The following is a 26,472-nucleotide window of genomic DNA, read 5'->3' on the forward strand; positions in this document are numbered from 1 at the left end:
GGTCCCCTCAGAGCCGTTCGACGATGGTGGCGATGCCCATGCCGCCGCCGATGCAGAGCGTGGCCAGGCCGTACCGGCCGCCGCGCCGCTCGAGCTCGTCGACGAGGGTGCCGAGGATCATGGCGCCGGTGGCGCCCAGCGGGTGGCCCATCGCGATCGCGCCACCGTTGACGTTGACCTTCTCCGGGTCGAGTTTGAGGTCGTCGATGAAGTGCAGCACGACCGCCGCGAACGCCTCGTTGATCTCCACCAGGTCGAGCTCGTCGACGGTGAGGCCGGCCTTGTCGAGCGCCTTGCGGGCGGCCGGGGCCGGGCCGGTCAGCATGATCGTCGGGTCGGCGCCGCTCAGGGCGGCCGAGACGATCCGGGCGCGCGGGGTGAGGCCGGCGCGCTGCCCGGCCCGCTCGGAGCCGATCATGACGAGGGCGGCGCCGTCCACGATGCCGGACGAGTTGCCCGGGCTGTGCACGTGGTTGATCTTCTCGACCCAGTGGTATTTCTGCAGTGCCACGGCGTCGAAACCGCCCTGGTCGCCGATCACCGCGAAGGAGGCCGGCAGTCGGCCCAGGCTCGCCACCGTGCTGTCTGCGCGGATGTGCTCGTCGCGGTCGAGGATGAGCAGGCCGTTGCGGTCACGGACCGGTACCACCGAGCGGTCGAACCAGCCGTTCTGCCAGGCGCGGGCGGCTTTCTGCTGGGAACCGACGGCATACGCGTCGACGTCCTCGCGGCTGAAGCCGTCCATCGTGGCGATCAGGTCGGCGCTGATGCCCTGCGGGATGAAGTCGGTGTCGAGGGCGGTCTCCGGGTCCATCGCCCAGGCGCCGCCGTCGGAGCCCATCGGCACCCGCGACATCGACTCGACGCCACCGGCGAGGACCAGGTCCTCCCAGCCGGAGCGCACCTTCTGTGCGGCGATGTTGACCGCCTCCAGTCCCGAGCCGCAGAAGCGGTTGAGCTGGACACCGGACGTCTCGTAGGGCAGCCCGGCCGCGAGCGCCGCGGTCTTGGCGATGTCCGAGCCCTGGTCGCCGAGCGGGGACACCACGCCGAGCACGACGTCCTCGATGTCGGCCGGGTCCACCGACGGGAAGCGGCGGCGGAGCTCGTCGATCAGCCCGACCACCAGCGAGATGGGTTTGACTCCGTGCAGGGCTCCGTTCTTCTTTCCCCGGCCGCGCGGTGTGCGCACGGCGTCGTACAGATAGGCCTCGGTCGTCATCGACAGCTCCCCTGCATGCGAATTGCGACTAACTTTTGCCGATGTTTCCGCTAGGTGTCAAGGATACGAAGCCAAAGGTCGGGCGAACCACAGATCACCGTTAGGCTGTGCTGCATGAGCGTCGCCGCGGCCGGCGAACCGGCACCAGCAGAGGTCCGCAAACGCCCCAAGAACCGTAAGTCGCAGCTGGCCCTGGCCGCGGCCGAGATGTTCTGCGACCGCGGTTATCACGGTGTGAGCCTCGACGAGATCGCCACCGCGGTCGGCATCAGCGGCCCGGCCATCTACCGGCACTTCTCCAACAAGTACGCGATGCTCGTGCACGCCACCCGCCAGCTCGTCGAGACCGTGCTGGCCGCCACCGACCTGCCCGACGGCGGCGATCCGGAGCGGCGGCTGGACCATCTGCTCGCGGTGCTGGCCCGGCTCGCCGTCGACCACCGCCGGGTGGCCGGGCTCTACCAGTGGGAGTGGCGCTATCTGGAGCCGGAGCACCGGGAGGAGTTCCTGGCCGAGCTGAGCACGCTGGCCGCCCGACTGGCCGGCCCGCTGCGCGAGGTACGGCCGGAGCTCTCCGGGCGAGACACGTTCGCGCTGGTCCGGGCCGCGCTCAGCGTCTTCGGCAGCCTGGGCACGCACCGGGCGGCGATCGCCCGCGGTCGGGCCGAGGCGGTGCTGCGCCGGGTGGCGTGGGCGGTGCTGCGCGACGAGCCGGCCACCCCGGTGTCGCCGATGCCCGAGTACCCGGCGCCGGAACCGACGGTGGGGGTGACCGCGCGACGGGAGATCCTGCTGGCCGAGTCGATCAAGCTGTTCCACCGCCACGGGTACCACGCGGTCGGCGTGGAGGACATCGGTCGAGCCGCGGGGATCAACGCGTCAAGCGTCTATCGTTACTTTCCCGGCAAGGCAGACATCCTGGCCGCCGCCTTCTATCGGGCCTCCGAGCGGGTCACCGAGTCCACCGCGGCCGCCCTGGCCGGGGCCGCCGGTGACGAGGACGCGCTGCGCCGGATGGCCGAGTCCTACGTGGAGCTGACCTTCGAGCGCAGCGCCCTGGTCTCGGTCTACCTCGCGGAGAACAACAATCTGCCCCAGGCGGACCGGCATGAACTGCGCAAGATGCAGCGCCTGCACGTCGAGGAGTGGGTGCGGTTGCTCGGCCGGCTGCGTCCCGGGCTGGCTGCGCCGGAGGCCCGGGTGCTGGTGCACGCCGGCCTCAACCTGGTCACCGATCTGAGCCGGCTGGTCCGCTTCGACCGCCGTTCGGGGATGGACAAGCACCTCACCCGGCTGACTCTGACCGTGCTGAAAGCCTGATGAATCCCTGAAAAAGTTAAGCCGGATTCGCATGGTCTCTTCCCAGGAAGTTAGTGCGCGTTTACAGTCGCGCCATAGCCGTCCGTCTTCGGCTTTCCCAGGAGGCAGCTCATGGATTCCGACAGCCGGCAGCGGTGCGCCGACATAGCCCGCGACCTGACGATTCCCGCCCTGCTGCACCGCAACGCCACCGAGTACCCGGATCTGCCCGCGCTCAGCCTGCTCGGCTCCTCCGACACGCTGACCTGGAAACAGGTTCGCGACGAGGTCGCCGTGCTGTCCCGAGGGCTGGCCGACCTCGGCCTCGGCGCCGGTGACCGCCTACTGATCATGATGTCCAGTCGGCCCGAACACTGGCTGATCGACCTGGCCGCGGCGTCGCTCGGGGCGATCCCGTCCACCGTCTACGCCACCCTCTCCACCGACCAGCTGCGCTACCTGGCCCGCCACTCCCAGGCCGGGATCGTCGTGCTGGAGGACGACGCGGCGCTGGACCGCTGGCGGCCGATCCTCGACGACCTCCCGGAGATCCGCCGGGTGGTGGTGATCGACCGGGCCGCCGACGACCCGGACGGCCGGATCATCTCGCTGCGGCACGTCAGCATCCGCGGCGCCGCCGCGCACCAGGCCGACCCCGAGGCTTTCGAGAAGACCTGGCGGGAGGTACGGCCGGAGCAGCCCGTGACACTGCTGTACACCTCCGGCACCACAGGCGACCCGAAGGGCGTCGTGCTCACCCACCACAACGTGCTCTACCAGTGCGTCGTCATGGAGAACACGATCGACACCCCGGACCACGCCGCCTCCCTGGCCTACCTCCCGCTCGCGCACATCGCCGAACGGGTCCTCGGCGTCTACAACCCGATCTACCGGGCCGGTCATGTGACCATCTGCCCCGACCCGACCCAGCTGCTCGCCGGCCTGGTCCGGGTCCGGCCGGTGTCGTTCTTCGGCGTACCCCGGATCTGGGAGAAGATGGTCGCGGGCGTGCAGGGTCAGCTCGCCGCGGCCGACCCGCCGGTGCAGGCCGCCGTCGAGACCGCCCGCGCGGTGGCCACCGAGGTGTATCGGCTGCGCGAGGCCGGGCAGCCGATCCCGGACGAGCTGGCCGCCCGGCACGCCGCCCTGGACGCGCAGGTCCTCAAGCCGCTGCGCGCCAAACTCGGCATGGACAACATGCTGTGGGCCGGCAGCGGGGCCGCGCCGATCCCGGTCGAGGTCCTGCTCTACCTGGCGAGCATCGGGATCGACGTGCTCGAGGTGTGGGGCATGACCGAGACCACCGGCACGGCCACGATCAACACGCCGGAGAGTTTCCGGACCGGCTCGGTCGGGCGACCCAACGGCGGCATGGAGATCAGGCTGGCCGACGACGGCGAGATCCTGGTCCGCGGGCCGCTGGTCAGCGCCGGTTACCTGCGCGCCGACGGCGGGATCGAGCCGATCACCGACGCCGACGGCTGGCTGGCCACCGGTGACGTCGGGGTGCTCGACGACGCCGGGTTCCTGACCATCACCGACCGCAAGAAGGAACTCATCATCAACTCGAGCGGGAAGAACATCTCGCCCGCCCAGATCGAGAACCTGCTGCGGGCGCACCCGCTGATCGCCCAGGCCGTGGCGGTCGGTGACCGGCGGCCGTACGTCACCGCCCTGATCGTCCTCGACGAGGAGATCGCGCCGCTGTGGGCCCGCTCCAAGGGGCTGCCCGCCACCACCGTCGCCGAGTTGGCCGACGACCCGGTGCTGCGGGCCGAGATCGACGCCGCGGTGGCCGCCGCGAACGCGAAACTGTCCCGCCCCGAGCAGGTCAAGACGTACCGGGTGCTGACCCGCGGCTGGAGTCCCGAGTCAGGTGAGCTGACCCCGACGCTGAAGCTGCGGCGCCGGATCATCCAGGACCGTTACGCCGAGGAGATCGGGGCGCTCTACGGCTGAGAACGGCACCGGCCGGAACCCCGCGAAGGGTTCCGGCCGGCCGGTCGGCATCAGTAGCAGAACTCGTCGAAACCGTCGGCGTAGCCGCGCTCCCAGCCCTTGTCGTAGCCGCGCATGTACTCGGACTCGCCGTAACTGTGCAGCTTCATCATGGCCTTGGCCGAGTTATCACACTCGTCCCTGGCCTCACGCCAGCCGTCGCGGCGGCCGTCCCGGTAGCCCTTGCGGAAGGCCGGGCTCGGCCACGGGTCACTCGGCGTCACGATCTGCGTGGTGGGCGCCGGTGATGCGACGGCCGGAGCGGTCACCGCGGTGACCGCGGTACCGGCCAGGAAGAGCGTTCCGGCAGCGAGAGCGCAGCTCTTGCGAAGGTTCATTGTTCTTTCCTCCCCGTTGTCTCCGGGGCCGCCGGTTTGGCGTCCCCGGCGATTCCGAACCTACGCGCGGCCCGGTGGCGTGGCGGGAGAACCCGCGCCGGTGGCCCATTCGGCCCCGCAGAATCCGCCGTTCAGCCGACCAGGCATGGTGTGCTGAGTCATGTTTTAGCAGCTCACCGGCCGTTCGGATGACCTCGTTGAGGCGCGCTTACGGCAATATCCGTGCGGTCATGAACGCGTCGGAAGTGGGTGCCGCCTTGAAACGCCGTCAGCTGCTGTCCCTGCTGGCCCTCACCGGCATGGCGGGCTGCGGCACCTCCCCGACACCCTCCGGGACACCGGTCTCCACACCGTCGCCGGCCGTGACCGAGCGGCTCGGGTCGGCGCTCACGACGACCGCGGCACCGCCGTCCGCAGCACCGCCGTCCGCATCGCCCTTCCCGTCACCGTCCGCTACCGGGAAGCCGGGCGTCATGCTCGGTTCCTACCTCGCGCTCGGCGGGCGGACCCTGCGGCAGAGCCTCGCCCTGCGCCGGAGCCAACTCGACCGGGAACAGCGGATCGTGCACCGCTTCTACCCGTGGGACGGCTACGTGCCGACCGGCGAACCCGACGTCGCCCGCAGCAGCCTGCTGATGGTGTCGTGGCACGGCGCCCCGTGGGGCGGGATCCTCGACGGCGGCTCGGACGCGACGATCCGCTCGGTGGCCCGCAAGCTCAAGGCGATGAACCGCCCGATCCTGCTGCGCTGGGGCTGGGAGATGAACGGCGACTGGTTCGACTGGTCCGGCGCCGCCAACGGCCGGAATCCGGCCGACTACGTGCGGGTGTGGCGCCGTCTGCGGGAGATCTTCGCCGACCAGGGCGCCACGAACGTGTCCTGGATCTGGAGCCCCAACTGGAACTCGTCCCCGGCCGAGCCGTGGAACCAGGTCCAGCGCTACTACCCGGGTGACGACCACGTCGACTGGGTGGGCATCTCCGGCTACAACTTCTACGGTGAGTCACCGTCCACACTGTTCGGCCCGGTCACCCGCCGCTACGGCGGACGCAAGCCGATCATCCTGAGCGAGACCGCCGCGGTGCAGGACAAGGCCCGTTACATCAAGCGCCTGCACACCTGGGTCGCCGACACCCCGGCGGTGCGGGCGGTCGTCTGGTTCGACACCGACATCCAGGAGGGCACCGACCACGACTTCCGGTTCGACACCGACCCGTCGGCCCTCGCCGCCTACCGCGCCATGGCCCGGGACCCCCACTTCAACGCCTGACCATCCGGTACGGCTACACGTCTGGCAGCCAGACGATCCCGTCCCGGCCCGGTGAGTTCCCGGCGGATAGGAAATCTTCCAGGGCTTTGCCGAGCCGGTGCAGCCCGGACCGGGTCCGGGGGTACCGCCGGCTGGTGACGAGGATCAGCCCGGCGTGGCTGAAGCCCTGGTGCGCCAGGCGCAGGAAATCGGCGACGTTCTCGGTCACCACAGACCTGTTGTTGCGAGCCGCCCAGGCCAGCACGTCCTCATCCGTCTTCGAGGCCAGACCGACCTCGATGTCCAGCACCGCGACCACGTCATGCCCGGCGTCCCGGAGTTGTCGCGCCAGGTCCGGCGGATACATCTCGTCGAGAAGAACGCTGCTCAAGACCGCGGCCTCCGCAGAAGATCCTGCTGGGCCTTCCAGAGCTCTTCCTCCCGGTCCGCCACGTCTCGGTTGAGGGCGATCCGTTCATCTGTCTCGTCCGGATAGGCCGCGTAATACCGCAGGGCGACGTGGACCTGGGCGACCGAGAGGCCGGTGACCGTGCTCAGCTCCCCGACGAGTTCGGCGTCGCTGATCTGCGGATCCTCGTAGCGGATGTCCTTCAGCGCGGCGATGACCTCCCAAACGTCCGGCCCGCCGGCCAACGCCGCCCGGCGTCCGGTGGGGCCGGGCCGGAAGTTGATCCCAGGGTGTTCGTGCGCCTTCAGGGCTTCGTCGATGAACATGTTGGCGACCGAGGACGATGACGTACCCGGGTGCTCTCGAACATATCGGTCGAGGCGGGCTAGCACCGTCTCGTCGAAACGAACCGAACGTGGAGCGGTCATGGCTACATTGTAGTCATCTGTAGTCGCCGGGTCGATCTTCCGCGAAAATAGCGGGCGCCGAGGTGGGGTGGGGCGGCAGACTCGCGGGATGCCTTTCGATGATGTCGCGGGCCTCTCCTCTGCCTGGGCGGCCGGGGCGAAGGTCAAGTTTCTCTACTTCTGGAAGCACGATCGTGAGCGGGACGGCCGGATCGGTGCCGGGTGCCTGAGCCAGTGGTGGCCGGGCCGGTTCGAGGTGGACGGGCACACGTTCGCCACGGCCGAGCACTACATGATGTGGCGCAAGGCGGTGCTCTTCGGCGATGACGTGATGGCCGGGCGCATCCTGACCGCGTCGCATCCGCATCAGGCGAAACGGTTCGGTGGGCTGGTGTCCGGGTTCGATCAGGCGGTCTGGGACGCACACCGCACACCGATCGTGGTCGCCGGGAACCTCGCGAAGTTCGGGCAGGATCCGGCGCTGCGGGAGTATCTGCTGACCACGGGACGGCGGGTGCTCGTCGAGGCGAGTCCGCTCGACCGGATCTGGGGCATCGGGCTGACCGCCGACGATCCGCGCGCGGGTGACCCGTACCGCTGGAGGGGTTTGAATCTTCTGGGTTTCGCCCTGATGCGGGTCCGGGCGGAGCTGGCGGGGACCGTGACCGGCCCCCGCCGCTCAGCCGGTCAGTAGACCTCCAGGCCGTTCGAGAAGCCGTCCGGATCGAAGGCGTTCGAGTCGTACGCCCACGGGCTGAAACCACCGCCGTCGTAGAGCCACGGCGTGTACTGGCGGTAGCCGTTCTGGTCGCGGCCGCCGAGGTCGACAGTCTTGATGGAGACGCGCAGGTCGTACAGGTCGATCGCGGCCGGCATGGTCCGCGTCTCCAGGCAGACCCGCACCCGGTCCGGGTCGAAGTAGTTGGTGTCGAACGCGTCGGGGCTCATGCTGCCGCCCTGGCTGGCCCAGGCCGTCCACTGGACCGGGCCGGTCTCCGAACCGTTGCGGTCCTGCACCTGGATGCCGAGCCGGATGTCCCGGTCGCCGAGTCTCCCGCGCGGGGCGGGCATCAGCAGCACCCGGGCGCCGTCGGGGTCGAAGGCGTTCGGGTCGCCGGCCCAATCGGAGCAGCCGCCGCCGAACGTGGCGAACGGGGTCATCTGCATCTGCCCGATCTCGTAGCCGTTGTCGATGAGCTGGATGCCGATCTGGAAGTTGGGCAGGTCGGAGGCGGCCGCCGCCGGGGCCGCCCCGGTGAAGACCAGTGCGCCGGTCGCCGCGAGCGCCGCCAGCGTACGAAGAAGTCGCATGATGTCTCGTCCCTCCTGGACGTCGGTTGTCGTGCTGGGAGGGACCGTAGGAATCGGCTCTGGTCAGCGACTGGACTCCGGCGGGACGACACTGGACAGTCCGCGTAGTGCGCGTTCCCGCTGGTGGTGGTCGCCGATCTCGGTGGCCAGGGTGAGCGCCGACCGGTGGTGGGCGCGGGCCGGTCCGAACCGTCCGGCGGCGGTCAGCGCCTCGCCGAGGCTGTTGCCGGCGTCCGCCTCACCGGCCCGTTCGCCGAGCCGGCTGAACGTGACGAGCGCCTGCCGCAGCAGGTCGATCGCGGTGTCGTGGTCACCGGCGCGGAGCCGGGCCAGGCCGAGGGCGTTCAACGCGTAACCCTCGCCGCCGGGTTCGTTGTTGCCGCGGCACAGGGTCAGCGCGGTCCCGGACAGGGCGGCGGCCCGTTCGTGCTCCCCGCGCCGCAGGGCGAGGTGAGCCAGGCTGATCAGCGCGTACGCCTCCCCGACGGCGTCACCGATGCGCCGGTTGATGACCACCGCCGCGCCGAGCCGGTCGGCGGCCTCGTCCGGGTGGCCCTGCCGGAGCAGCACCTGGCCCAGGTTGCCGAGGGCACGGGCCTCCCCGGTGGCGTCGCCGGCGGTCCGGCACAGGTCGATCGCCTCACCCAGCAGGGCGGCCGCCTCGGCGTACCGGCCCTGCCGTTCGTGCAGGTGACCCAGGTTGCCGAGAGCGCGGGCCCGGGCCGCCGGGTCGGTGGTGGTCGCGGCCGCCCGGCGCAGCCGCAGCTCGGCCTCCGGGTAGCGGCCCTGCTGAGCGAGGATCACCGCGAAGTTGGTCTCCAGGTGCGCCTCCTGCCGGGGGTCGCCGAGCCGGGCGGCGGCCCGCAGCGCGTGCGTGTGCAGGGTGGCCGCCTCGTCGTGGTGCCCGCCGGCCTCCACGTAGCGCAGCAGCACCAGGGTGAGGGCGGTGGTGTGTTCGGGGCGGCCGTGGCGTTCGGCGTGCACGGCGGTGGCGACCAGGTTGGCGCGTTCGGCGTCCAGCCAGGCCAGGCTGCGGGCGGCGGTGTCCAGCCGGGGGCCGGGTAGGTCCGGGACGGCGTCGTCCGGGCCGGTGCTGTCGACGAGGCGGCGGCGTTCGGCCGGGTACATGGTCTCGGCGGCGGTCTGTGCGGCGAGGCGGTAGTAGTGCAGCAGCCGGTCCAGGGCCGGTCCGGCCTCGTCGTCGGTGGCGGCGAGCCGGGCGGCGTAGGCCCGGAGCAGGTCGTGCAACACGAACCGGTCGTTGTCGGTGCGCCGGATCAGATGCGCGCGGGTGAGGACGTCGACGGCGGGACGGCTGTCGCCGCAGAGCGCGGTCAGGGCGTGCGTGTCGATGTCCGGGCCGGGATGCACGCCGAGCAGCCGGAAGAGCCGGGCGGCCGGTGGCGGCAGGTGGCCGTACGACCAGGAGAGCACCACCCCGACGTCGGTCTGCGGGTCGCCGCCGGTGGCCAGCAGGTCGAGCCGCCGGTGCCGGTCGGACAGTTCACCGACCAGGTCGGCGAGCGGGACGCCCCGCATCAGGGCCAGTTCGGCGGCGATCCGCAGGGCGAGCGGGAGGCGGGCGCACTGCACGGCGAGCGCGGTGACCGCGGACTCGTCGCCGGTGCGGGACCGCAGCAGCCGCCCGACCAGGGCGACGGCGTCGGTGAGCGGCAGCAGGTCCAGTTCGAGGCGGTCGGCGCCCTGCCCGGCGACCAGCCCGGCGAGCGAGTCCCGGCTGGTCACGAGCACGACGCAGGAACCGGCGCCGGGCAGCAGCGGGCGGACCTGCTCGACGGTGGCGGCGTTGTCGAGCAGCAGCAGCATCCGGCGGCCGGCCAGCAGGCTGCGCAGCCGGGCCGAACGTTCGTCCAGGCCGGGTGGGATCTGGTCGGCGGGCAGGCCGAGCGAACGCAGCAGGCCGGCCAGCGCGTCACCCGCCGCGACGGGCTGCTCCGGATGGTATCCGCGCAGGTCAGCGTAGAGTTGCCCGTCCGGGAAACGGTCCCGCGCCCGATGTCCCCAGCGCACCGCGAGGCTGGTCTTGCCGACCCCGGCGGTCCCGGAGATCACCACGATCCGCTGGCCGGCATCGATGATGCCGGCCAGATCAGACATCTCGGCCACCCGGCCGGTGAAACCCGCGGTCTCTCCCGGCAGTTCGGCCGGTGGCGGCGCCGTTCGCGCCTTCGGCGGGGGAGGGGATACGGCCACTCCCGGCCCGGCCGGAGCGGACAACGGCAGGCCGCCCCGATCCTCGGCGAGGAGCTTCTCGTGCGCCGCCGTCAACTCCGGCCCCGGATCCACGCCGAGTTCCTCGGCCAGTCGTGCCCGTACCGCGTGATATGTCTCGAACGCCTCGGCCCGTCGGCCCGCCGCACGCAGGGCGTCGATGAGCCGCGCCTGCCCGGCCTCGTCGAGTGGCCGCGCGGCGGCCGCCTCGGTGAGCAGCCGGACGGCCCGCCCGGTGTGCCGTCGGCGAGCATCACCGCCGCATACCGGGTCAGTACCGACCGCCGCTCCTCGCCGAGCGCGACCACCGCCGGGTGCCGGCCGAGCGCCGGCACGTCGGCGAACGGCTCGCCGTGCGGCCAGACCCGCAGCGCCGCGTCGAGCCGCCGGTCGTCGTGGTCCTGCCCGGCCTGCCGGACCAGCCGCCGGAACTCGGCGAGGTCGACACCGCCGGGCGCCCCGGCGAACCGGTATCCGTCCCCGGCCAGCGGGATCACCGCGCTGACCTGTCGCGCGGGCCGGTCCGGTTCGAGGGCCCGCCGCAGGTGCTTGACCCGGGTCTGCAGGACGTTGACGGCGCTGTCCGGCGGTTCGTCGTCCCACAGCGAGTGCACGAGCGCGGCCCGGCTGACCGGTTGCCCGCCGGCGAGGATCAGCAGCCCGAGGACGGCCCGCTGCCCGGCCGGCCCGAGATCGGCGGGTTCGCCGTCGACCCAGGCCCGGGTGAGGCCGAGAACCTGTATCCGCAGCACCAGTCCCCATCCAGTCGTAATCCAGTGACGAACGTCAGTGTCTGGTGTCGAGGATGGAGAGCACTGACGCAGGGGGAAAGAGAATGTCGCGAATCTTCCGATCGTTGCTGGGTGTCGTCGTGGTGCTGCCGGCCCCGGTCGCCGTGACCGTGGACGGGTGTGCGGTGGGCTATGCGTGGCGACAGCTGGACGTGTCCGTGCACCAGGCGGCACTGTCCATCAAGAACACCGGGACGGAGACGCTCAAGGGGTGGACGTTGCGGTTCACGCTCCCGGCGAGCCAGAAGATCCTGATGGTCAAGGGGGCTTCGCTGGAGAGCCCGTCAGGTTCGGTGGTGGCCCACGACATCGTGGTGAACGCGGTCGTCGAGCCGGGCGGCACGGTCGCCGTCTCCTATCAGGCGACCGGCGCGGGCGGCCTGGCGAGCGACTTCAGCGTCAACGGCCTCCCGTGCACCTGAAGCCGCCCCGGGCTGGTCGTCAGGGCTGTTCCGGGGCGGTCGGGACGGCTCGGGGAGCCGGCCGGATCTCGGGAGCGGCGGGTGGCCGTACCGGATGAAGGGTCTGCCTCGGGTGGTAGCCCTCTCGGCGAAGCCAGTGCTCGGTGTAGACGATGCGGTCCGGACTGACGACGACGATCGTGCCGAGCGGCGGATCGTCCAGGGAGCGGGAACGTTCGACGTGGTCGGACTGCCAGCGCACGATCGGCCAGTAGGTGTCGAAGCCGGGTTCGTCCGGTTCGAGGATCCGCGCCGTGCCGAAGAGTTGGGCGCCGCGGCTGCTGGCCTGGCCGACGAGCGGCGCGAAGATCCCGGCCGAGACGCGGGGGTGACGGGCCGGCGAGCCACGGGTTCGTCGTCATCGGGACATGAAACACCGGGCGCCCCCGTTCAGGACGCCCGGTGTGATCATTTCTGGAGAGACGGAGTGCCGGAGCGGGTCAGCCGCCCAGCGAGGTGGCCGCGGCGCGGATGGCCGACGAGAAGTAGCTGACCTGGGTGTAGACGCCCGGCTTGTTCGGGCGGGCGCAACCGTCGCCCCAGCTGACGATGCCGACCTGGACCCAGCCGGACGCGCCCTGGCGGAACATCGGGCCGCCGGAGTCGCCCTGGCAGGTGTCGACCCCACCGGCGGTGTAGCCGGCACAGATCTCCTCGGCGGCGATCACCTCGCCGCCGTACATGCTGCTGGAGTTGCAGGTGGCGTCGCTGACGAACGGCACGGTCGCCTTGAGCAGGTAACGCTGCTGCGAACCGCCCTCGCTGGCCGCACCCCAGCCGGCGATGGTGAAGGTGCCGCTGTCGTACGCCGTGGAGGTGGTGATCGGCAGGGTGCCGATGTTGGCGCCGCTGACCGCGCTGGCCAGGCGGATCAGCGCCCAGTCGTCGCCGCTGCCGTTGTAACCGGGCGCCCGGTACACGTAGTTCGACTTGCGGGTGACCCGGCTGCTCGACTGCAGGTCGATCGCGCCGAAGGTGGCCGTGATCGAGGTGTTGGCGCCGGTCCGGCTGACGCAGTGGGCGGCGGTCAGGACCAGGGTGGGGCTGTAGAGGGCGCCGCCACAGCCCATCGAGAGCCGGACCATGAACGGGAACTCGCCGAGAGCCGCGCGGCTGCCTCCGACGACGTAGGGGACGACCGGGTCGGCGGCCTGAGCCGGGCTGGGGGACATGGTGGCCGCGGTGACGACCGCGGCGAACATCGCCAGAAGGGTTCGCCATCTGCGCATCTCGGTTCTCCTCTTGTCTGGGGTGAACCGAGCATTGCATCGACGTTCATAGATATAAACATCCCGAGTCGCTTATATCGTGTGTGGGTGACCTACTCTCCGGTTCCCGAGTTGAACCTGCTGAAGGCGTTTCAGGACGAGCACGGCTACGAGTCGTACTCGGAGTGTTTCGGCCTCGACGACTGGAATGACGGTTCCGGCCTGACCGCCGGCTGGTCGAAGGATCCGGAGTTCCTGGCCCGGCTGACGCCGTTCGCCCGGGCCACCGGCGGCGGCTCGTTCTACGCGCTCTGGGCGGCCGGCGACGGCACGCTGCCGGTCGTGGTCTTCGGCGACGAGGGCGGCGAGCACGTGGTCGCCCGGGACGTGCGCGAGCTGTTCCAGTTGCTCACCTTCGACAGCGAGCCGATGGTCGACCACGACGGGGTGACCTTCTACCGTGACCCCGACGACGAGCACAGCGAGGCCCGCGACGAGTTCCTGGCCTGGCTGCAAACGCACTTCGGCCTGGCGGCCACCGACGACCCGGAGGGGATCGTCGGCGCCGCGCAGGCCGAGTACGGCGAGCGGTTCACCACCTGGAAGAGTGCCTACCTGGACTAGGAGCAGTAGGTCGCCTGCTTGCCGATGACCTTGTACGGGCAGTCCGCCGCCTCGGCGATCATCAGAGCCGCCGTCCGGTTGCGGGCCGTCTCGGTCGGGATCACGCTGGCCGGCGGGTAGAAGCCGCCGCCGCCCGAGCTGCCCGGGTAGAGCTCGAAGGTGTAGGCGAAGATCTTGTGCACGCCCCACAGCCAGTCGAGCGAGTCACCGTCGGTGATGTAGAGGTCGCTGGACTGCTGCGGGGTGTAGCCGTTGGTCGCCGCCATCTGCCGGCCCAGGGTGGCGAACGTGTTGGCCTGGTCGGCGTTCATGCCGGTCGCGGTGTTCGCGGTGGTGTGCCCGTACGGCCACAGCACCAGCTTCGAGTACGAGTGGAAGTCGATCGCCGCCTTGATCTGCTGGACGCCACCGACCACCCGGCTGTTCACGAAGTCCCGGATCACCCTGGTCTCCGGCGCGGAGAACGCCGACGGGCCGCGGTAGGTGGCCGACGACGTGCTGCCGGAGGAGCCGCCACAGCAGCCCCAGTTGTAGGCGTAGTTCCGGTTCAGGTCGGTGCCGACGTTGCTGGAGCCGCTGTTCGGCTGCCGGTTCTTGCGCCACGAGCGGTAGCTGCCGGTGGCGATGTCGTACTCGACACCGTCCGGGTTCACCATCGGGATGATCCAGATCTCCCGGGTGTCGACGATGTTCTTGACCCGGGTGTCCGTCGCGTACGTCTTGGTGAACTGTCCGAGCAGGTAGAGCGCCTGCTCCACGGTCAGGTGCTCACGGGCGTGGTGGTTGGCGTCGTAGAGGACCTCGGGCTCGGCCTCGTCGGTGCCGACGTTGTCGGAGATCTTCACGGCCACGATGTCGCGGCCCTCGTAGGACTTGCCGAGCACCCGCTTGCTGGCGATCGCCGGGTAGGCGGCCACCACCGCGTTGACCTCGGCGATCGTCTCCGCGTAGTTGTGGTAGGCCGAGTCGGCGGACGGGAAGTCGAAGGTCTGCAGCACCGGTTCGACCTTGAACCCGAGTTTCTGCAGCTTGGCCACCTCGCCGGTGGTCGCGGTGACGGTCGCGACGCCGTGCTCGAAGTCCTCGATGGCGACACCGGTACGCGCGATGGCGTTGCGCTGACCCAGCGTGCGAACGTCGTAGATCTCGTACTCACCGGGCGGGGCGGGCTCGGCGACGGCCTCCGCCCCGGCGGGGGAGGAGGCGGAGATGGCCGCGGCCGCGCAGAACGTGACCGCGGCGAGTGCCGCGAGGGACCGTCGTCTCATGAACGACCTCCGGATCTGGGGAAATGGTGCTCACAGCAAACCCCCAGGCATTGACGGCCAGCAATGCATCAGGTCATGTCAATATGCCCCTGACCCTGACGTGATGACCGCCGGAATTCGGCCGGAAGATCGTCGGGTGGGGGTGGTGCGCCCAGGTCGGACGGCTGATAGCCGGAAGGGTATCCGGGGTAGGTGTGGTTGCGCTTGGGTTTGCCCAGCACCGATTCGCGCCGTGGTGGGAAAAATCGCAACGCCCGGGCGCGACTCTTCAAAGCGGCCGCGGCCAGCCCACCGACCCACCGCGGCGCCGGGTCAAAACCGAAGGCGCTCAGCATCCGCTCGTCGAGCATGCCCCGGACGCCGAGCCGTACGGCGGGCCGGGCGACGCGAGGGAACCAGGCCGCGAACAGTTCGACGGTGTATCGGCCGATCTCCCGGTTCGTGTCGGAATATACGAAATATCGCTCCTCGTAAGAAGTCTTGAAGGCGAGGAACGATGGGTAAGTGTCAGGAATATCCCGGATTCCCATCCGGGTGCCGACCGCACGGTAGTAGTGGAACGCCGCCAGTTTCTCGTTCTCATGGAGGGGGCGCCACCCGTAGAGAGCGAGCCAGTCGATCGGGTCATAGATGAAGGTCGACAGAACGTACAGCATGTCGTCGTTGCTGATCGCATACCGGCCATGCGCCCGGTTCACCACCTTCAGGGCCTCCCGACCCCGCGCCGAGTCGTAGCCGTGCGCGGCCATCTCGGCCATCAGCAGCGCCGTGTCGTCATAACGCCGCTGCGGCCGGTCCCGGAACTCCCCGGTCGCCGCCAGCAGCTTCGAGATGCTCGGCACGCAGTACGTCCGGAACAGCGCGAACTCCAGCGCCCGCGTGTAGTCCCAGGGGAACTCCCGGCCGGACGAGATCTGGTAGATCTCCAGATGGTCCTTCTCCGGATCGAGTGCCGCGATCCGGTCCCGCAGTTCGTAACGGCCCATCTCAGCTGATCAGCTCCTTCACCTTGGACAGCAGGCGCTGCGGGTCGGCGTCGATCGGGGTCACGTTCAGCACGGTCACGCCGGCCTCCCGGAACGCGGCGATCCGGTCCCGCACGTACGACTCCGGACCGATCAGGCTGCTCAGCTCCAGCAGTTCGGCGGGGACCGCGGCGGCGGCCTCCTTCTTGCGGCCGGCCAGGTAGTGCTCCTGGATGAGGTCGGCCTCCTTCTCGAACCCGTACCGGCTGACCACGTCGTGGTAGAAGTTGCGGCCCTTCGCGCCCATGCCACCGACATAGAGGGCGATCAGCGGACGGGCGAGATCACGTAACCCGAGAACGTCGTCGCCGATCGCCACCGGGCCGCCCGCGACGATCTCCAGCGGGGGGAGCGCCGCGTCGCGTTTCGAGAAGCCGGCCGTCAGCGAGGCGCCCCACACGTCGGCGGCCCGCTCCGGCACGTACAGGAACGGCAGCCACCCGTCGGCCACCTCGGCCGTCATCCGGACGTTCGCCCCACCCAGCGCCGCCACGTAGACCGGGATCGAGTCCCGTACCGGATGAGTCAGGATCTTGAGGGGTTTGCCCAGGCCGGTGCCCTGGCCCTCGGGCAGCGGGAGCTGGTAGAGGCCGTCGTGGGTGACCACCTCGCGCCGCCAGATCGACCGGCAGATCTCGATGATCTCGCGGGTCCGGCCGATCGGCTTGTCGTAGACGACCCCGTGCCAGCCCTCGATCACCTGCGGGCCGGAGGCGCCCAGGCCGAGGATCGCCCGGCCGCCGGACATCGCGTCCAGGCCGGCCGCGGTCTGCGCGAGCAGCGCCGGAGTGCGCGAATAGATCGGCAGGATCGCCGAGCCGATCTGCACCCGCTCGGTCTTGGCGGCCAGATACCCCATGATCGTGGGAGCGTCGAAGCCGTACGCCTCGGCCACCCAGAGCACGTCGAGCCCGGCGTCCTCCCATCCGGCCACCGTGTCGGCGGTCGCCCGTGGATCTCCGGCATACATCAGCGTCGTTGCGAGGCGCATCGGTCACCTTTCCTCTTTTTTGATATTTGATACGGTGACGGCCCATAAAGCGAGAGGTGAGGGCTTTGCTTTCCGAGGAGGTCGCCGGCGCGCTGCGCGGCCGGATCATGTCCGGCGAGCTCCGCCCCGGTGCGCGCATCCGCCTCGAAGAGGTCGCCGCCGGTCTCGGCGTCAGCATCACCCCGGTCCGCGAGGCGCTGCTCACCCTGCGCGGCGAGGACATGGTCGAGCTCGAACCCCGCAAGGGGTACGTGGTGGCCCCGCTCTCCCGGCAGGACATCCTCGACGTCTTCCAGCTGCAGGGTGACATCGCCGGTGAGCTGGCCGCCCGGGTCGCCGCCGGGATCAGCGAAGCCCAGCTGGCCGAGCTGCGGGTGGCGCACAGCAAGGTGGCCCGGGCGCGGAAGGCCGCCGACGTGGAGACGTACGAGTACGAGTTCCACCGAGCCGTGAACCGGATGTCCCACTCGCGCAAGCTCAGCTGGTTCCTGCACACCGCCACCCGCTACACCCCGGCCCGGGTCTACTCGGCCGACCCGGGCTGGCGTGAGGGCATGCGCGCCGATCACGAGGCCGTGCTCGCCGCCTTCGCCGAGGCTGACGCGGACGCCGCGCGCACAGCGATGACCAGGCACTTCACCGATGGGGCGGAGCGCCTGGTCAAACATCTCGACGACCTGGGCATCTGGGCTTCCTGACCCGCGGGGCCCGTGCCCTCACCGCCCGCGCCTTCATCGGTCCGTGCCCTCACCGCCCGCGCCTTCATCGGTCCGTGCCCTCACCGCCCGCGGCTTCATCGGTCCGTGCCCTCACCGCCCGTGGCGGAAATGGAACAGCTTCAGCGCCCGCTGCATCACCTTCGGATCCCGGTCCAGCCGCATCAGGTCCATCGGCGCCGCGAACCGCTGCCGAGTCACCGACTGCGCCCGGGAGAACTCGCGCAGCCCGTCCGCCCCGTGGATCCGCCCGAAGCCGGAGTCGCCCACCCCACCGAACGGCAGTGCCGGCACGCCCGCGAACCCGAGGACCGCGTTGACCGAGGCCGCCCCGGTGCGCAACTGCCGGGCGACGCCGGTGGCCCCGTGCGAGTCCTTCGAGAAGATCGAGGCGGCAAGTCCGTATTTGGAGGCGTTGGTCAGGCGAATCGCCTCCTCCACGTTGTCCACCGGATTGACCACGATCGTCGGCCCGAACGTCTCCTCGGTGACCGCGATGCTGTCCTCGGGCACTTCGGCCAGGATCACCGCTGCGACGGCGGAGGTCTCCGATGGGCCGCCGACCACCGCCCGGCCACCACGGGCCAGCGCATCGTCCACGTGCGCCCGCACGATCGACGGCTGCTCCGGCGTGGTCATCCGCTGAGGCCCGGGGGTGAGGCCGCTCAGCCGGTTGAGGAACTCCGGATAGACCGAACGCTCCACATAGACCCGCTCCACCCCCGCACACGTCTGCCCCGCGTTGCCGAACCCGCCGAATGCCGCGGCCCGCGCCGCCGCGTCCAGATCGGCGTCCGCCGCCACGATCATCGCGTCCTTACCGCCGCCCTCGACGACCAGCGGGGTGAGCGTCTCCGCGCAGGTCGCCATCACCTTGCGGGCGGTCGCCGCCGACCCGGTGAACGCGATCTTGTCCACACCCGACCAGGTCAGCTCCGCGCCGACCGCCCCATCCCCGAGAACCGCCTGCAGCACCGGCTCACCCGGGACCGCGGTCGCCCACGCGTCGGCCAGCCACGCCCCGGTGCGCGGGGTGTGCTCGCTCGGCTTGAACACCACGGCGTTGCCGGCGGCCAGCGCGTAGGACACCGAGCCCAGCGGCGTGTAGACCGGATAGTTCCACGGCCCGATCACCCCGATCACGCCGAGCGGCAGGTATTCCAGCGTGGCGACGTGGTTGGCGGCCAGCATCCCGCTCGGCACCTTGTGCCGGCCCAGCACCTTGCCGGCGTTGCGGGCCGCCCAGTCCAGGTGCTCGACCGCGAGCATCACCTCGAGCGCGGCGTCGTCCTGCGGTTTGCCGGTCTCCTCGGCGATCAGTGCCGCCAGTTCCCCGATGTGCCGTGCGATGTGCCGCTTCCAGGCCAGCAGACGGCTGCGGCGTTCGTTATGGCTGAGCCCGCCCCACCATCGTGCGGCCGACCGGGCTTTCTCGACTGTTGCCTGAACCTCGGTCATCGTTGCTCCCGGGCTAAGATTTGATATTTGATATGTTACGGTCGCTGTCAACATAGCGATTCACCTGCGAGAACTCCCGAAGGGTGACGAAATGAGTATCGATCTCAGCGACGAACAGAAGGCGTTCACCGAGGCTGTCGACGACTTCTGCCGCCGCGAGGCCGGCACCCGCGAGCAGCGCGGCGACAGCCCTCACCACCCCGGCCTGTACCGCAAGATGGCCGACCTCGGCTGGCTCGGCGTCACCATTCCCGAGGAGTACGGCGGCTCCGGCGCCGGCATGCTCGACACCTGCCTGTTCCTGGAACACGTCGCCTACGGCCAGGCCCCCGTCGGCGGCTTCACCACCAGCGCGATCGTCGCCGCCGCGGTGCAGCGGTCCGGCTCCGACGAGCAGAAGAAGACAGTGCTCGGCGGCCTGGTCAACGGCCGGGTCTACTCGATCGCGATGTCCGAGCCGGAGGCCGGTTCGGACGTCGCCAACCTGTCCTGCCGGGCGGTCCGCACCGACGACGACTGGATCGTCAACGGCCAGAAGACGTGGTGCTCCAACGCCCACCTCGCCGACGCCATCCTGCTCGTCGCCCGTACCGGAGGCCGCCCCGGCGAACACGCCGGCCTCACCATGCTGATGGTCCCGGCCGATGCTCCCGGCCTGCGGATCAGTGGCATCGAGACGATGGGCGGCAAGGAGGTCAACGACCTCTACTTCACCGACGTCCGGCTGCCCGCCGACGCCGTCGTCGGCACCGTCGACAAGGGCTGGCAGCAGCTGATGGCCGGCTTGAACACCGAACGCCTGATCCTGGCCGCCCTGATGCTCGGCACCGCACAGCGCGCCTTCGACGACGCCCTCGACTTCATCCGGCAGCGCAAACAGTTCGGCCGCCCGGTCGGCTCCTTCCAGGCGCTACGCCACCGGGTCGCCGACCTGGCCACCGAGATCGAATGCTGCCGCCTGCTGGTGCACCGGGTCGCCACCCTCGCCGACCGCGACCCGGACAAGGTCCTGCCGCGCGAGAGCAGCATGGTCAAACTCAAGACCACCGAGGTGGCCCGGCAGGTCGCGCTGGCCGGCATGCAGATGATGGGCGGCTACGGCTACGCCACCGAATACGACATGGAACGCCACGTCCGGGCCACCCTGGTCTCGACCATCTACGGCGGCACCAGCGAGATCCAGCGAGACATCATCGGAAAAACCTACGGACTCTGATTCGGTACGGCCAGGGGCTCCCGACCGCATCCAAGCCGTCCCGTGAGCCATCCGGCGACGTCTTCCGGTGACCCGGCCCGCAGCGCCCGCTGCGGGCCGAATGCGGTGGTCACCAGGCAGGTAGTCTCCACCCATGCTGATCATCGGGAACGTCCTGGCCGCCTTCGTGGCACTGATCCACGTCTACATCGCGGTCCTGGAGATGTTCCTCTGGACCAAGCCGCAGGGCCGCAAGGCGTTCGGTTTCACGCCGGAGTTCGCCGAGCAGACCAGGGTGCTCGGCCTGAACCAGGGTCTCTACAACGGTTTCCTGGCCGCCGGCCTGATCTGGGGCCTGCTGGGCGGAGGCTTCGCCCCCATCGTCTTCTTCCTGATCTGCGTGGCGATCGCCGGCATCGTCGGAGCCTTGACCGCAAGCCGCCGCATCATCTACATCCAGACGGTCCCCGCGGTCCTGGCCCTGATCCCCACCATCCTGGCCCACTGACCCCACTCAACGCCTACCCGAACTCCTCTATCAGGCCGGTCAGTGCCTCGCGGAGGTCTTCCAGCGCGGCTTCCTCGGTGTCGCCCTCACCGTGAGCCCCGACTCCCGGAGGTAGTCGGGCATGGGCGCACCACACGCCGTCCTCGTCGCGCTCCACGACGACCGGCACAGTTACCGTGCGAGACTCGGCCATGCGGTCACGGTAGCGCGACTCCGGGGTCGACCATCAGCTCGTTCTCGGCGGGCGCGATCCCGACGGCCGAAGCAAGTTCCTCGGGCCCACACTTTCGATGGAACCGGAGTGGCTCTGCATCGCTGAGGAACATACGGCTGCGCTGAGGAGGACTTGGTCATGGGCGAGGGCGTCGATTGGGCGGCGATGCGAGACCGGCGGTTTGCCGAACCCGGCGCAGCCGAGGCGTATGACGCCGCTCGGCTGGATTACGAACGCACCCGGGCCGAACGACACGGCCTTTTCGATCAGGTCGACGCCGAGGACGCCGGGCCGCATGAAGCCCGAAATCGGTTTACATCGGCTGATGTTGATTGGTTGGATCCCCTGGTCTGATGTGGATCACGGGGGAGGCTTCATGTTCTTTGTCTCGGTCCGGCGTCTGCTGGCCACCGCACTCGCGGTGTTGCTGGCCGGCTTTCTTCTCACCACCGGGGCGGCGCCTGCTCTCGCCGACCCTGCGGCACCGACCGGCACGTTCGAGGGATGGGTCAAGGATCCTGGTGGGCTTCCGCTCGAAGGTGTGACGGTCACTCTGGAGCCGGGCGGCTACCAGCAGAACTCCGACGCCTCCGGCCGGGTCCTCTTCACGGACCTTCCGGTCGGTGAGTACCTGGTGTCCGCGTCCACGACGTTGAACGGCGACTGCCCGGTTTCGAGGAGCCAGCTGCTCTTCGTCGACCAGTACGGAATCACCTTCGGGCTGACCCTGTACACGGAGGACGGCGAGCCGTGCCCGCCGCCGGCCGAGCCGGAGGTTCCGGCGGCGACGCTGGGCGGCCTGGTGTGGGGCGAAGCCGTCGCCGGGGTCACCGTCACGCTCCAGCCGGGCGGTCTCCAGGCCACCACCAACGAGTGGGGCGGTTTCGAGTTCCCCGGCTTGGCCGCGGGCACCTACACGCTGACGGCCACCGCCGCCGGCGGTGACTGCGGTCTCACCGCGAGCCTGGAAGCCGTCCTCGGCGGCACGGACTCGTGGTACGACCTCTTCCTGGAGCCCACTGTCTGCCCCTGACCGGTCCTCGGTTGCTGGTCAGCGATCCGGAATGCTCACCAGCAACGAACGCCATATCGGCGTATGGTGTTTCTATGGCGGTCAAGAAGGTCACGGTAACGCTCCCCGAGGAACTGGTCGAGGCTCTCGGCTCGGCCGCACGTGAGGAAGGCGTCCCGCTGTCGCGACTGGTGGCGAGTGCGGCGGAGAACGAGCTGCGCCGAAGGGTCGGCCGAAAGCTCGTCGCCGATTGGCAGGCCGAGCACGGGGCGTTCACGCTCGAGGAGCTTGCGGCTGCACGGGCCGAGATGGCCGCGGCGGATGCGGAGGCCTTCGACGTCGCCGAGACGACGGCGGCATGACTATTCCGTACGTGTACGACGCCGGCGTGCTGCTGGCGATCGACGACAATGACCGGCGCATGTGGACGATTCATCACCTGGCGGTGGAGGAGGGGCGTCGTCTTCTGATTCCCGCTGTCATCGTGGCGCAGGCCTGGCGTGATGGGCGCCGCCAAGTGCAGCTCGGCAGGTTTCTGCACAGCTGCGAAGTCGTCCCGGTCGGCATGGAGACGGCGAAAGCAGCCGGGGTGCTGTGCGGAAAGGCGGGCACCCGTGATGTCGTCGACGCCACCGTGGTCGCGTTCGCTCTGGCCTATGGCGCGATCGTGTTCACCAGCGATCCGGACGACATCACACGACTGGGAGCCGCGGCAGAGGTCAAACCGGGACTGGTCGTCCGCCGGGTGTGACCCGGTCGGCTCGGTCCGTCTCGGCCGCCGATGTACGGCGAGTGGGTGTAGCGAGTCACCCCGGAAGGTCGTGGGGTGACTCGCCCGGGGCGGTCCCGTTGATCGGGTGACCCTATTCTGGGGGCCCCTTACTGGGGAGCCGAGGCGGACACGTGTCGGTCTCGGCTCGACCGGATCCGGAGTCACTCGGGATGTATGCGCTCGGTATCGACCTGGGAACCACCTACACGGCGGCGGCGGTGTGGCGCGACGGGCACGTCGAGATCGCGTCGCTGGGCAGCCGGTCGGCGGCTGTTCCGTCGGTGGTGTTGCTGCGGTCCGACGAGACGGTTCTGACCGGTGAGACCGCCAGTCGGCGTGGTCTGACCGAACCGAATCGGGTGGCCCGGGAGTTCAAGCGCCGCCTCGGCGACCCGACTCCGATCCTGCTCGGCGGGGTGCCGTACTCGGCGGAGTCCCTGATGGCCCGGATGCTGCGATCAGTGATCGACGAGGTGTCGTCGCGTGAGGGCGGTGAGCCGGAGCGGATCTGCGTGTCGCATCCGGCCAACTGGGGGCCGTACAAGATCGATCTGTTGTATCAGGTGATCCGGCTCGCCGGCATCGAAGGGCCGGTTCAGCTGGTTACCGAACCGCAGGCCGCGGCGGTCTTCTACGCCCGGCAGCAGCGGCTGGAGCCGGGTGCGACGGTGGCCGTCTACGACCTCGGTGGTGGCACCTTCGACGCGGCGGTGCTGCGTAAGACGGTCGGCGGCTTCGAGTTGATCGGCAAGCCGGAGGGGATCGAGCGGCTCGGCGGGATCGATTTCGACGCTGCGGTCTTCGCCCACGTCGCCGGGGCGCTCGGCGGCGCCCTCGACTCCCTCGACGAGGACGATCCGGCGGCGACCGCCGCCGTCGCCCGCCTCCGGGAGGAGTGCGTGCAGGCGAAGGAGGCGTTGTCGGCCGACACCGACGTGACGATTCCGGTGTCACTGCCGAACCTCACCACGGAGGTACGGCTCACCCGCGCCGAATTGGAGTCGATGGTCCGTCCGGTGCTGCACGGGCCGATCGACGTGTTGCGCCGCACGATCCGGTCGGCTGGTGTCGAGCCGGGCGACCTGGACGCGGTTCTGCTGGTCGGCGGCTCGTCCCGGATTCCGCTGGTGGGCCAGATGGTCGCCGCGGAGTTGGGTCGCCCGGTGGCGGTCGACGCGCACCCCAAACACGCGGTGGCCCTCGGCGCGGCGTGGCAGGCGGGCGCGGAGATCTCCGAGGCGGGCACCGCTCTGGTGCTGCCCGCGGCCGTCGACCCGTGGGCGACCGGCGCTGCCGAGGCGGTCCCCGCGGCCTGGCCCGACAACGCCCTGCCGATCCCCGCCACACCCGACGTCTCCGGTTCCTCCGCCGCCGTATCGACCCAGAACGCTCCGCGCGCCGTGGCTCAGAACGCCTCGAGTGCCGTGGCTCAGAGCGCCTCGAGTGCCGCGGCCCAGGACGCCTCGAGTGCCGCGGCCCAGGACGCCGCCGCCGCTGCCGTGTCCGGCCATTCCGGTTGGGGTGGGGGCCTGTCCGGCGAGGCCGGTTCGGGTGCGGGCCTGTCCAGCGAGGCCGGTTCGGGCGCGATGGATTCCGGTGCGGCCGAGGCGAGCGCGGCGATCCGGCCGGTCGACGGCGACGGCATGGCCGGACCGCACACGCCGATCCCCGGCGGGAGTCAGGCCGGACCGCACCCGCCGATCCCCGGCGGGAGTCAGGGTGGACCGCACCCGCCGATTCCCGGCGGGAATCAGGGTGGAGCCGCCGCCGAATCGGGGCGTTCGCTCGGCACGGTCCTGGTCGCCGCGCTGGTGGTGGTGATGATGGCGGGCGTCGCGGGCACGGCCTGGGCACTGGGCCGGCTCGACGACGGCGCGAAGAACCCGGAGACGCCGTCGGCCGGGGCGAGCCCGCAGCACAGCGGCGGGCAGCACAGCCAGGACCCGGCCGGTGTGACAGGTTCGCCGAGCGCGGCACCGAGCACCGCCGCCGCGCTGCTCCCGGCGGACGAGGCCTGCACCGATCAGATGCGGCAGAGTGCACGCTGGGTCTGCCTCACCCGGGCCACCATCCGGGACGGGAAGTTCACCCTCTGGTATGAAGCCGAGTGGAACGACGAGAAACCGGACACGGTGAACGGCTTCCACCTGCACATCTACGGCGGTGACGGGCAGTCGCCGAAGGAGTCGACGATGGGCAGCCAGGCGACCGCGCACGGGAAGTACTACTACGAGGACAAGCAGCCGTCGGTACGGAAGATCACCGACCAGGACTTCGAAGCGGTCGGTGACGCCGTGAAGGTCTGTGCCCGGATCGCCAAGTCCGGCCACGGTCTGGCCCTGGCCGCGGACGGCAGCTACCACACCGGCAACTGCATCCCGATCGTCCGCGAGTGAGGGGGTCGGGGTGGCGGTGACCGGGGGATTCCGCCCGAAAGGCGCGCTGGTGGGCCGGAACCGCGGTGACGTCGCGTCGTAGTCGGGGGGCGGCGTGGTTCGGCGGGGCGGGCGGCCCCGTACCGAATGAGTAGGGTGACCGCATGGTGTCAGCGACGTTCCTCGATGAAAAGGATCGGTGGATCGCCGGCGAAGCCGGGATCGCCGTTTTCGCTGACCGGCTGATCCTCGGGGCGCGGCCGCCGATCGACGACGAGACCCTGGAAGCGGTGGCGGCCCGGTGTGCCGGGCCGGTGCCGGCGGCGCTGGCCGCGCTGTGGCGGGTGAGTTTCGGTGGGCGGATCGACTATCAGCTGGATGGGCAGATCTCGTTCACCGAGTTGTTCTGGCCGGGCTCGGATGGATATCACGATCTGTGGGGCTGGATCGACCACGAGCAAGAGGCGGGAAATGTGCGGTTTCTGCCGTTCGGTGGGTTCGAGTACCTCGATCGGCTCTATGCGGACATCGAGACCGGGCGGGTCGTCTACTGGCAGCAGGGGCTCGCGCCGGGTTGGGAGCTGACCGACGGCGACCGGGCGGGCGGGCTCGCGGCGGACGTGCGGGCGCTGTTCAGGCAGTTGGCGCTGGAGGACGACCCGTGGGCGGGCGGTGACGCCGACGCCGGCGCCGATCTGCGGGACGCCGTCGACGAGCTGGCCGACGAGCATCCGGCGGTCGCGGACAAGCTGCGTGACCTGGTGCGGTCGGCGGTTCTGGACTGGCGGGCGGCGCTGGCCGCGGGAACGCTTGTCGAGTCGCCCCGGCTGCGGCGGCTGGCGCTGGACCGGGCCGCGTCCGCCGGTGACACCGGCCTGCTGGCACACCTGGCCGAGACCGGCTGCGACCTGACCGAACCGGTCCGCGGCGGATTGGCGCCGATCGACATCGCCCTGGTCAACGGCCGTCTGGAGGCGGCCCGGAGCCTGCTCGACCGGCGGGTCCCGGTGACGAACACGCTGCGTACCGGCGCGCACGCGGTGACCGCCGACCTGGCGCGGGCGCTGCTGGCCCGCGGCGCGCTGGTCACCGCCGACGCCGTGGGCGGGGCGATCGACAACCCCGACCCGGAGGTGTTACGGCTGGTCGCGGCACGTCTGCCGGCGTCGGTCGAGGCGCGGGCGCACGTGCCGCGGTTGCGGATGCTGGCGGCGCAGGCCGCGCACGCCGCGGACCGCTCGGGGGATCGGCTGATGCGCGACCGGGCGACCGTCCTGAGAGAACTCGCGGATATGATCACGGCCGGTGCGGGCTCGTAGCGCAGAGGTCGTCGCGTCGGCCTGCAAAGCCGAAGGACGCCGGTTCGAATCCGGCAGGGCCCGCACCCC

Annotated in this window: 27 protein-coding genes, 1 tRNA gene and 3 pseudogenes; 16 read left to right on the top strand and 15 right to left on the bottom strand. The window is 70.3% G+C overall.

Going from position 1 to position 26,472, the window contains the following annotated elements; genetic code table 11:
• Positions 1-7: 7 nt before the first annotated feature.
• Positions 8-1,222, bottom strand: a complete 1,215-nt coding sequence (locus Q0Z83_RS54360; protein ID WP_317791405.1) for an acetyl-CoA C-acetyltransferase — start codon at positions 1,220-1,222, stop codon at positions 8-10.
• A 114-nt stretch (positions 1,223-1,336) separates the two neighbouring features.
• On the opposite strand from Q0Z83_RS54360, the gene Q0Z83_RS54365 reads away from it, so the two are divergent.
• Both Q0Z83_RS54365 and Q0Z83_RS54370 read left to right on the top strand, forming a co-directional pair.
• On the top strand, positions 1,337-2,542 hold the full coding sequence (locus Q0Z83_RS54365; protein WP_317791406.1) for a TetR/AcrR family transcriptional regulator: 1,206 nt from the start codon (positions 1,337-1,339) through the stop codon (positions 2,540-2,542).
• A 111-nt stretch (positions 2,543-2,653) separates the two neighbouring features.
• Positions 2,654-4,480: an AMP-dependent synthetase/ligase gene (locus Q0Z83_RS54370; RefSeq protein WP_317791407.1), complete on the top strand. Its 1,827-nt coding sequence runs from the start codon at positions 2,654-2,656 to the stop codon at positions 4,478-4,480.
• A 50-nt stretch (positions 4,481-4,530) separates the two neighbouring features.
• Here Q0Z83_RS54370 and Q0Z83_RS54375 read toward each other — a convergent pair whose 3' ends face one another.
• The gene (locus Q0Z83_RS54375; protein ID WP_317791408.1) at positions 4,531-4,857 is read right to left on the bottom strand and encodes a hypothetical protein; all 327 of its coding nucleotides are present in this window, start codon (positions 4,855-4,857) and stop codon (positions 4,531-4,533) included.
• A 230-nt stretch (positions 4,858-5,087) separates the two neighbouring features.
• Here Q0Z83_RS54375 and Q0Z83_RS54380 point away from each other — a divergent pair, with 230 nt between their 5' ends.
• Positions 5,088-6,128, top strand: coding sequence for a glycoside hydrolase family 26 protein (locus Q0Z83_RS54380; protein ID WP_317791409.1), 1,041 nt, complete (start codon positions 5,088-5,090; stop codon positions 6,126-6,128).
• Between the two features lie 13 nt (positions 6,129-6,141).
• Here the strand turns inward: Q0Z83_RS54380 and Q0Z83_RS54385 are convergent, their stop codons facing one another.
• Both Q0Z83_RS54385 and Q0Z83_RS54390 read right to left on the bottom strand, forming a co-directional pair.
• Positions 6,142-6,498: a DUF5615 family PIN-like protein gene (locus Q0Z83_RS54385; protein ID WP_317791410.1), complete on the bottom strand. Its 357-nt coding sequence runs from the start codon at positions 6,496-6,498 to the stop codon at positions 6,142-6,144.
• A complete protein-coding gene (locus tag Q0Z83_RS54390) occupies positions 6,495-6,944 on the bottom strand; it encodes a hypothetical protein (protein WP_317791411.1) in 450 nt (149 codons plus the stop codon). The genes Q0Z83_RS54385 and Q0Z83_RS54390 overlap by 4 nt, the downstream gene beginning before the upstream one ends.
• A gap of 88 nt (positions 6,945-7,032) precedes the next feature.
• On the opposite strand from Q0Z83_RS54390, the gene Q0Z83_RS54395 reads away from it, so the two are divergent.
• Positions 7,033-7,617: an NADAR family protein gene (locus Q0Z83_RS54395; RefSeq protein WP_317791412.1), complete on the top strand. Its 585-nt coding sequence runs from the start codon at positions 7,033-7,035 to the stop codon at positions 7,615-7,617.
• Here Q0Z83_RS54395 and Q0Z83_RS54400 read toward each other — a convergent pair.
• The 4 genes and pseudogenes from Q0Z83_RS54400 to Q0Z83_RS54415 form a co-directional block, all read right to left on the bottom strand.
• Complete coding sequence (locus tag Q0Z83_RS54400; protein WP_378078365.1) at positions 7,611-8,237, bottom strand: hypothetical protein; 627 nt, start codon at positions 8,235-8,237, stop codon at positions 7,611-7,613. The two genes, Q0Z83_RS54395 and Q0Z83_RS54400, sit on opposite strands and share 7 nt — an antisense overlap.
• A gap of 60 nt (positions 8,238-8,297) precedes the next feature.
• On the bottom strand, positions 8,298-10,541 hold the full coding sequence (locus tag Q0Z83_RS54405) for an ATP-binding protein (RefSeq protein WP_317797385.1): 2,244 nt from the start codon (positions 10,539-10,541) through the stop codon (positions 8,298-8,300).
• Positions 10,542-10,556: 15 nt separating this feature from the next.
• A pseudogene (locus Q0Z83_RS54410) lies at positions 10,557-11,069 on the bottom strand (BTAD domain-containing putative transcriptional regulator); the annotation flags it as partial.
• Positions 10,991-11,218, bottom strand: a pseudogene (locus Q0Z83_RS54415) (AfsR/SARP family transcriptional regulator); the annotation flags it as partial. The pseudogenes Q0Z83_RS54410 and Q0Z83_RS54415, both read right to left, overlap by 79 nt.
• 83 nt (positions 11,219-11,301) lie before the next feature.
• Here Q0Z83_RS54415 and Q0Z83_RS54420 point away from each other — a divergent pair.
• Complete coding sequence (locus Q0Z83_RS54420; protein ID WP_317791414.1) at positions 11,302-11,679, top strand: cellulose binding domain-containing protein; 378 nt, start codon at positions 11,302-11,304, stop codon at positions 11,677-11,679.
• A gap of 19 nt (positions 11,680-11,698) precedes the next feature.
• Here Q0Z83_RS54420 and Q0Z83_RS54425 read toward each other — a convergent pair.
• Positions 11,699-12,055: pseudogene (locus Q0Z83_RS54425) on the bottom strand (hypothetical protein); the annotation flags it as partial.
• Between the two features lie 103 nt (positions 12,056-12,158).
• Positions 12,159-12,947, bottom strand: a complete 789-nt coding sequence (locus tag Q0Z83_RS54430) for a S1 family peptidase (RefSeq protein ID WP_317791415.1) — start codon at positions 12,945-12,947, stop codon at positions 12,159-12,161.
• Between the two features lie 87 nt (positions 12,948-13,034).
• Between Q0Z83_RS54430 and Q0Z83_RS54435 the strand changes: the two genes are divergently transcribed.
• Positions 13,035-13,550 carry a hypothetical protein gene (locus Q0Z83_RS54435; RefSeq protein ID WP_317791416.1) on the top strand — a complete coding sequence of 172 codons (516 nt, stop codon included), beginning with the start codon at positions 13,035-13,037 and terminating at the stop codon, positions 13,548-13,550.
• Here Q0Z83_RS54435 and Q0Z83_RS54440 read toward each other — a convergent pair.
• From Q0Z83_RS54440 to Q0Z83_RS54450, 3 genes are all read right to left on the bottom strand, one after another.
• Positions 13,547-14,818, bottom strand: coding sequence for a M14 family metallopeptidase (locus tag Q0Z83_RS54440; RefSeq protein WP_317791417.1), 1,272 nt, complete (start codon positions 14,816-14,818; stop codon positions 13,547-13,549). The two genes, Q0Z83_RS54435 and Q0Z83_RS54440, sit on opposite strands and share 4 nt — an antisense overlap.
• Positions 14,819-14,886: 68 nt before the next feature.
• Positions 14,887-15,804, bottom strand: a complete 918-nt coding sequence (locus Q0Z83_RS54445; protein ID WP_317791418.1) for an oxygenase MpaB family protein — start codon at positions 15,802-15,804, stop codon at positions 14,887-14,889.
• A 1-nt stretch (position 15,805) separates the two neighbouring features.
• Positions 15,806-16,834, bottom strand: a complete 1,029-nt coding sequence (locus Q0Z83_RS54450) for an LLM class F420-dependent oxidoreductase (protein ID WP_317791419.1) — start codon at positions 16,832-16,834, stop codon at positions 15,806-15,808.
• A gap of 56 nt (positions 16,835-16,890) precedes the next feature.
• Between Q0Z83_RS54450 and Q0Z83_RS54455 the strand changes: the two genes are divergently transcribed.
• The gene (locus Q0Z83_RS54455; RefSeq protein ID WP_378078342.1) at positions 16,891-17,532 is read left to right on the top strand and encodes a GntR family transcriptional regulator; all 642 of its coding nucleotides are present in this window, start codon (positions 16,891-16,893) and stop codon (positions 17,530-17,532) included.
• A 111-nt stretch (positions 17,533-17,643) separates the two neighbouring features.
• Here Q0Z83_RS54455 and Q0Z83_RS54460 read toward each other — a convergent pair whose 3' ends face one another.
• Entirely contained in the window at positions 17,644-19,008 is a 1,365-nt protein-coding gene (locus Q0Z83_RS54460; protein WP_317791421.1) for an aldehyde dehydrogenase family protein, read from the bottom strand.
• A 91-nt stretch (positions 19,009-19,099) separates the two neighbouring features.
• Between Q0Z83_RS54460 and Q0Z83_RS54465 the strand changes: the two genes are divergently transcribed.
• Positions 19,100-20,224 (top strand): acyl-CoA dehydrogenase family protein, encoded by a 1,125-nt coding sequence (locus Q0Z83_RS54465; protein ID WP_317791422.1) that lies wholly within the window; start codon positions 19,100-19,102, stop codon positions 20,222-20,224.
• 133 nt (positions 20,225-20,357) lie between these two features.
• Entirely contained in the window at positions 20,358-20,711 is a 354-nt protein-coding gene (locus tag Q0Z83_RS54470; protein WP_317791423.1) for a DUF1304 domain-containing protein, read from the top strand.
• A gap of 13 nt (positions 20,712-20,724) precedes the next feature.
• On the opposite strand, the gene Q0Z83_RS54475 is transcribed toward Q0Z83_RS54470, so the two are convergent.
• Positions 20,725-20,904, bottom strand: a complete 180-nt coding sequence (locus tag Q0Z83_RS54475) for a type II toxin-antitoxin system HicB family antitoxin (RefSeq protein WP_317791424.1) — start codon at positions 20,902-20,904, stop codon at positions 20,725-20,727.
• A 159-nt stretch (positions 20,905-21,063) separates the two neighbouring features.
• Between Q0Z83_RS54475 and Q0Z83_RS54480 the strand changes: the two genes are divergently transcribed.
• The 7 genes from Q0Z83_RS54480 (at position 21,064) to Q0Z83_RS54510 (ending at position 26,466) form a co-directional block, all read left to right on the top strand.
• A complete protein-coding gene (locus Q0Z83_RS54480; protein WP_317791425.1) occupies positions 21,064-21,279 on the top strand; it encodes a hypothetical protein in 216 nt (71 codons plus the stop codon).
• A 22-nt stretch (positions 21,280-21,301) separates the two neighbouring features.
• Positions 21,302-21,958, top strand: a complete 657-nt coding sequence (locus Q0Z83_RS54485) for a carboxypeptidase-like regulatory domain-containing protein (RefSeq protein ID WP_317791426.1) — start codon at positions 21,302-21,304, stop codon at positions 21,956-21,958.
• A gap of 74 nt (positions 21,959-22,032) precedes the next feature.
• A complete protein-coding gene (locus Q0Z83_RS54490) occupies positions 22,033-22,299 on the top strand; it encodes a ribbon-helix-helix domain-containing protein (RefSeq protein WP_317791427.1) in 267 nt (88 codons plus the stop codon).
• Between the two features lie 11 nt (positions 22,300-22,310).
• On the top strand, positions 22,311-22,688 hold the full coding sequence (locus Q0Z83_RS54495) for a type II toxin-antitoxin system VapC family toxin (RefSeq protein WP_317791428.1): 378 nt from the start codon (positions 22,311-22,313) through the stop codon (positions 22,686-22,688).
• A 152-nt stretch (positions 22,689-22,840) separates the two neighbouring features.
• Complete coding sequence (locus tag Q0Z83_RS54500) at positions 22,841-25,105, top strand: Hsp70 family protein (protein ID WP_317791429.1); 2,265 nt, start codon at positions 22,841-22,843, stop codon at positions 25,103-25,105.
• Positions 25,106-25,248: 143 nt separating this feature from the next.
• On the top strand, positions 25,249-26,403 hold the full coding sequence (locus tag Q0Z83_RS54505) for an ankyrin repeat domain-containing protein (RefSeq protein ID WP_317791430.1): 1,155 nt from the start codon (positions 25,249-25,251) through the stop codon (positions 26,401-26,403).
• Positions 26,394-26,466, top strand: a tRNA-Cys gene (locus tag Q0Z83_RS54510). Before Q0Z83_RS54505 ends, Q0Z83_RS54510 begins: the two co-directional genes overlap by 10 nt.
• The last annotated feature ends 6 nt before the right edge of the window (positions 26,467-26,472 follow it).

The sequence above is a fragment of the Actinoplanes sichuanensis genome (assembly GCF_033097365.1).
Taxonomy (GTDB): Bacteria; Actinomycetota; Actinomycetes; order Mycobacteriales; family Micromonosporaceae; genus Actinoplanes; species Actinoplanes sichuanensis.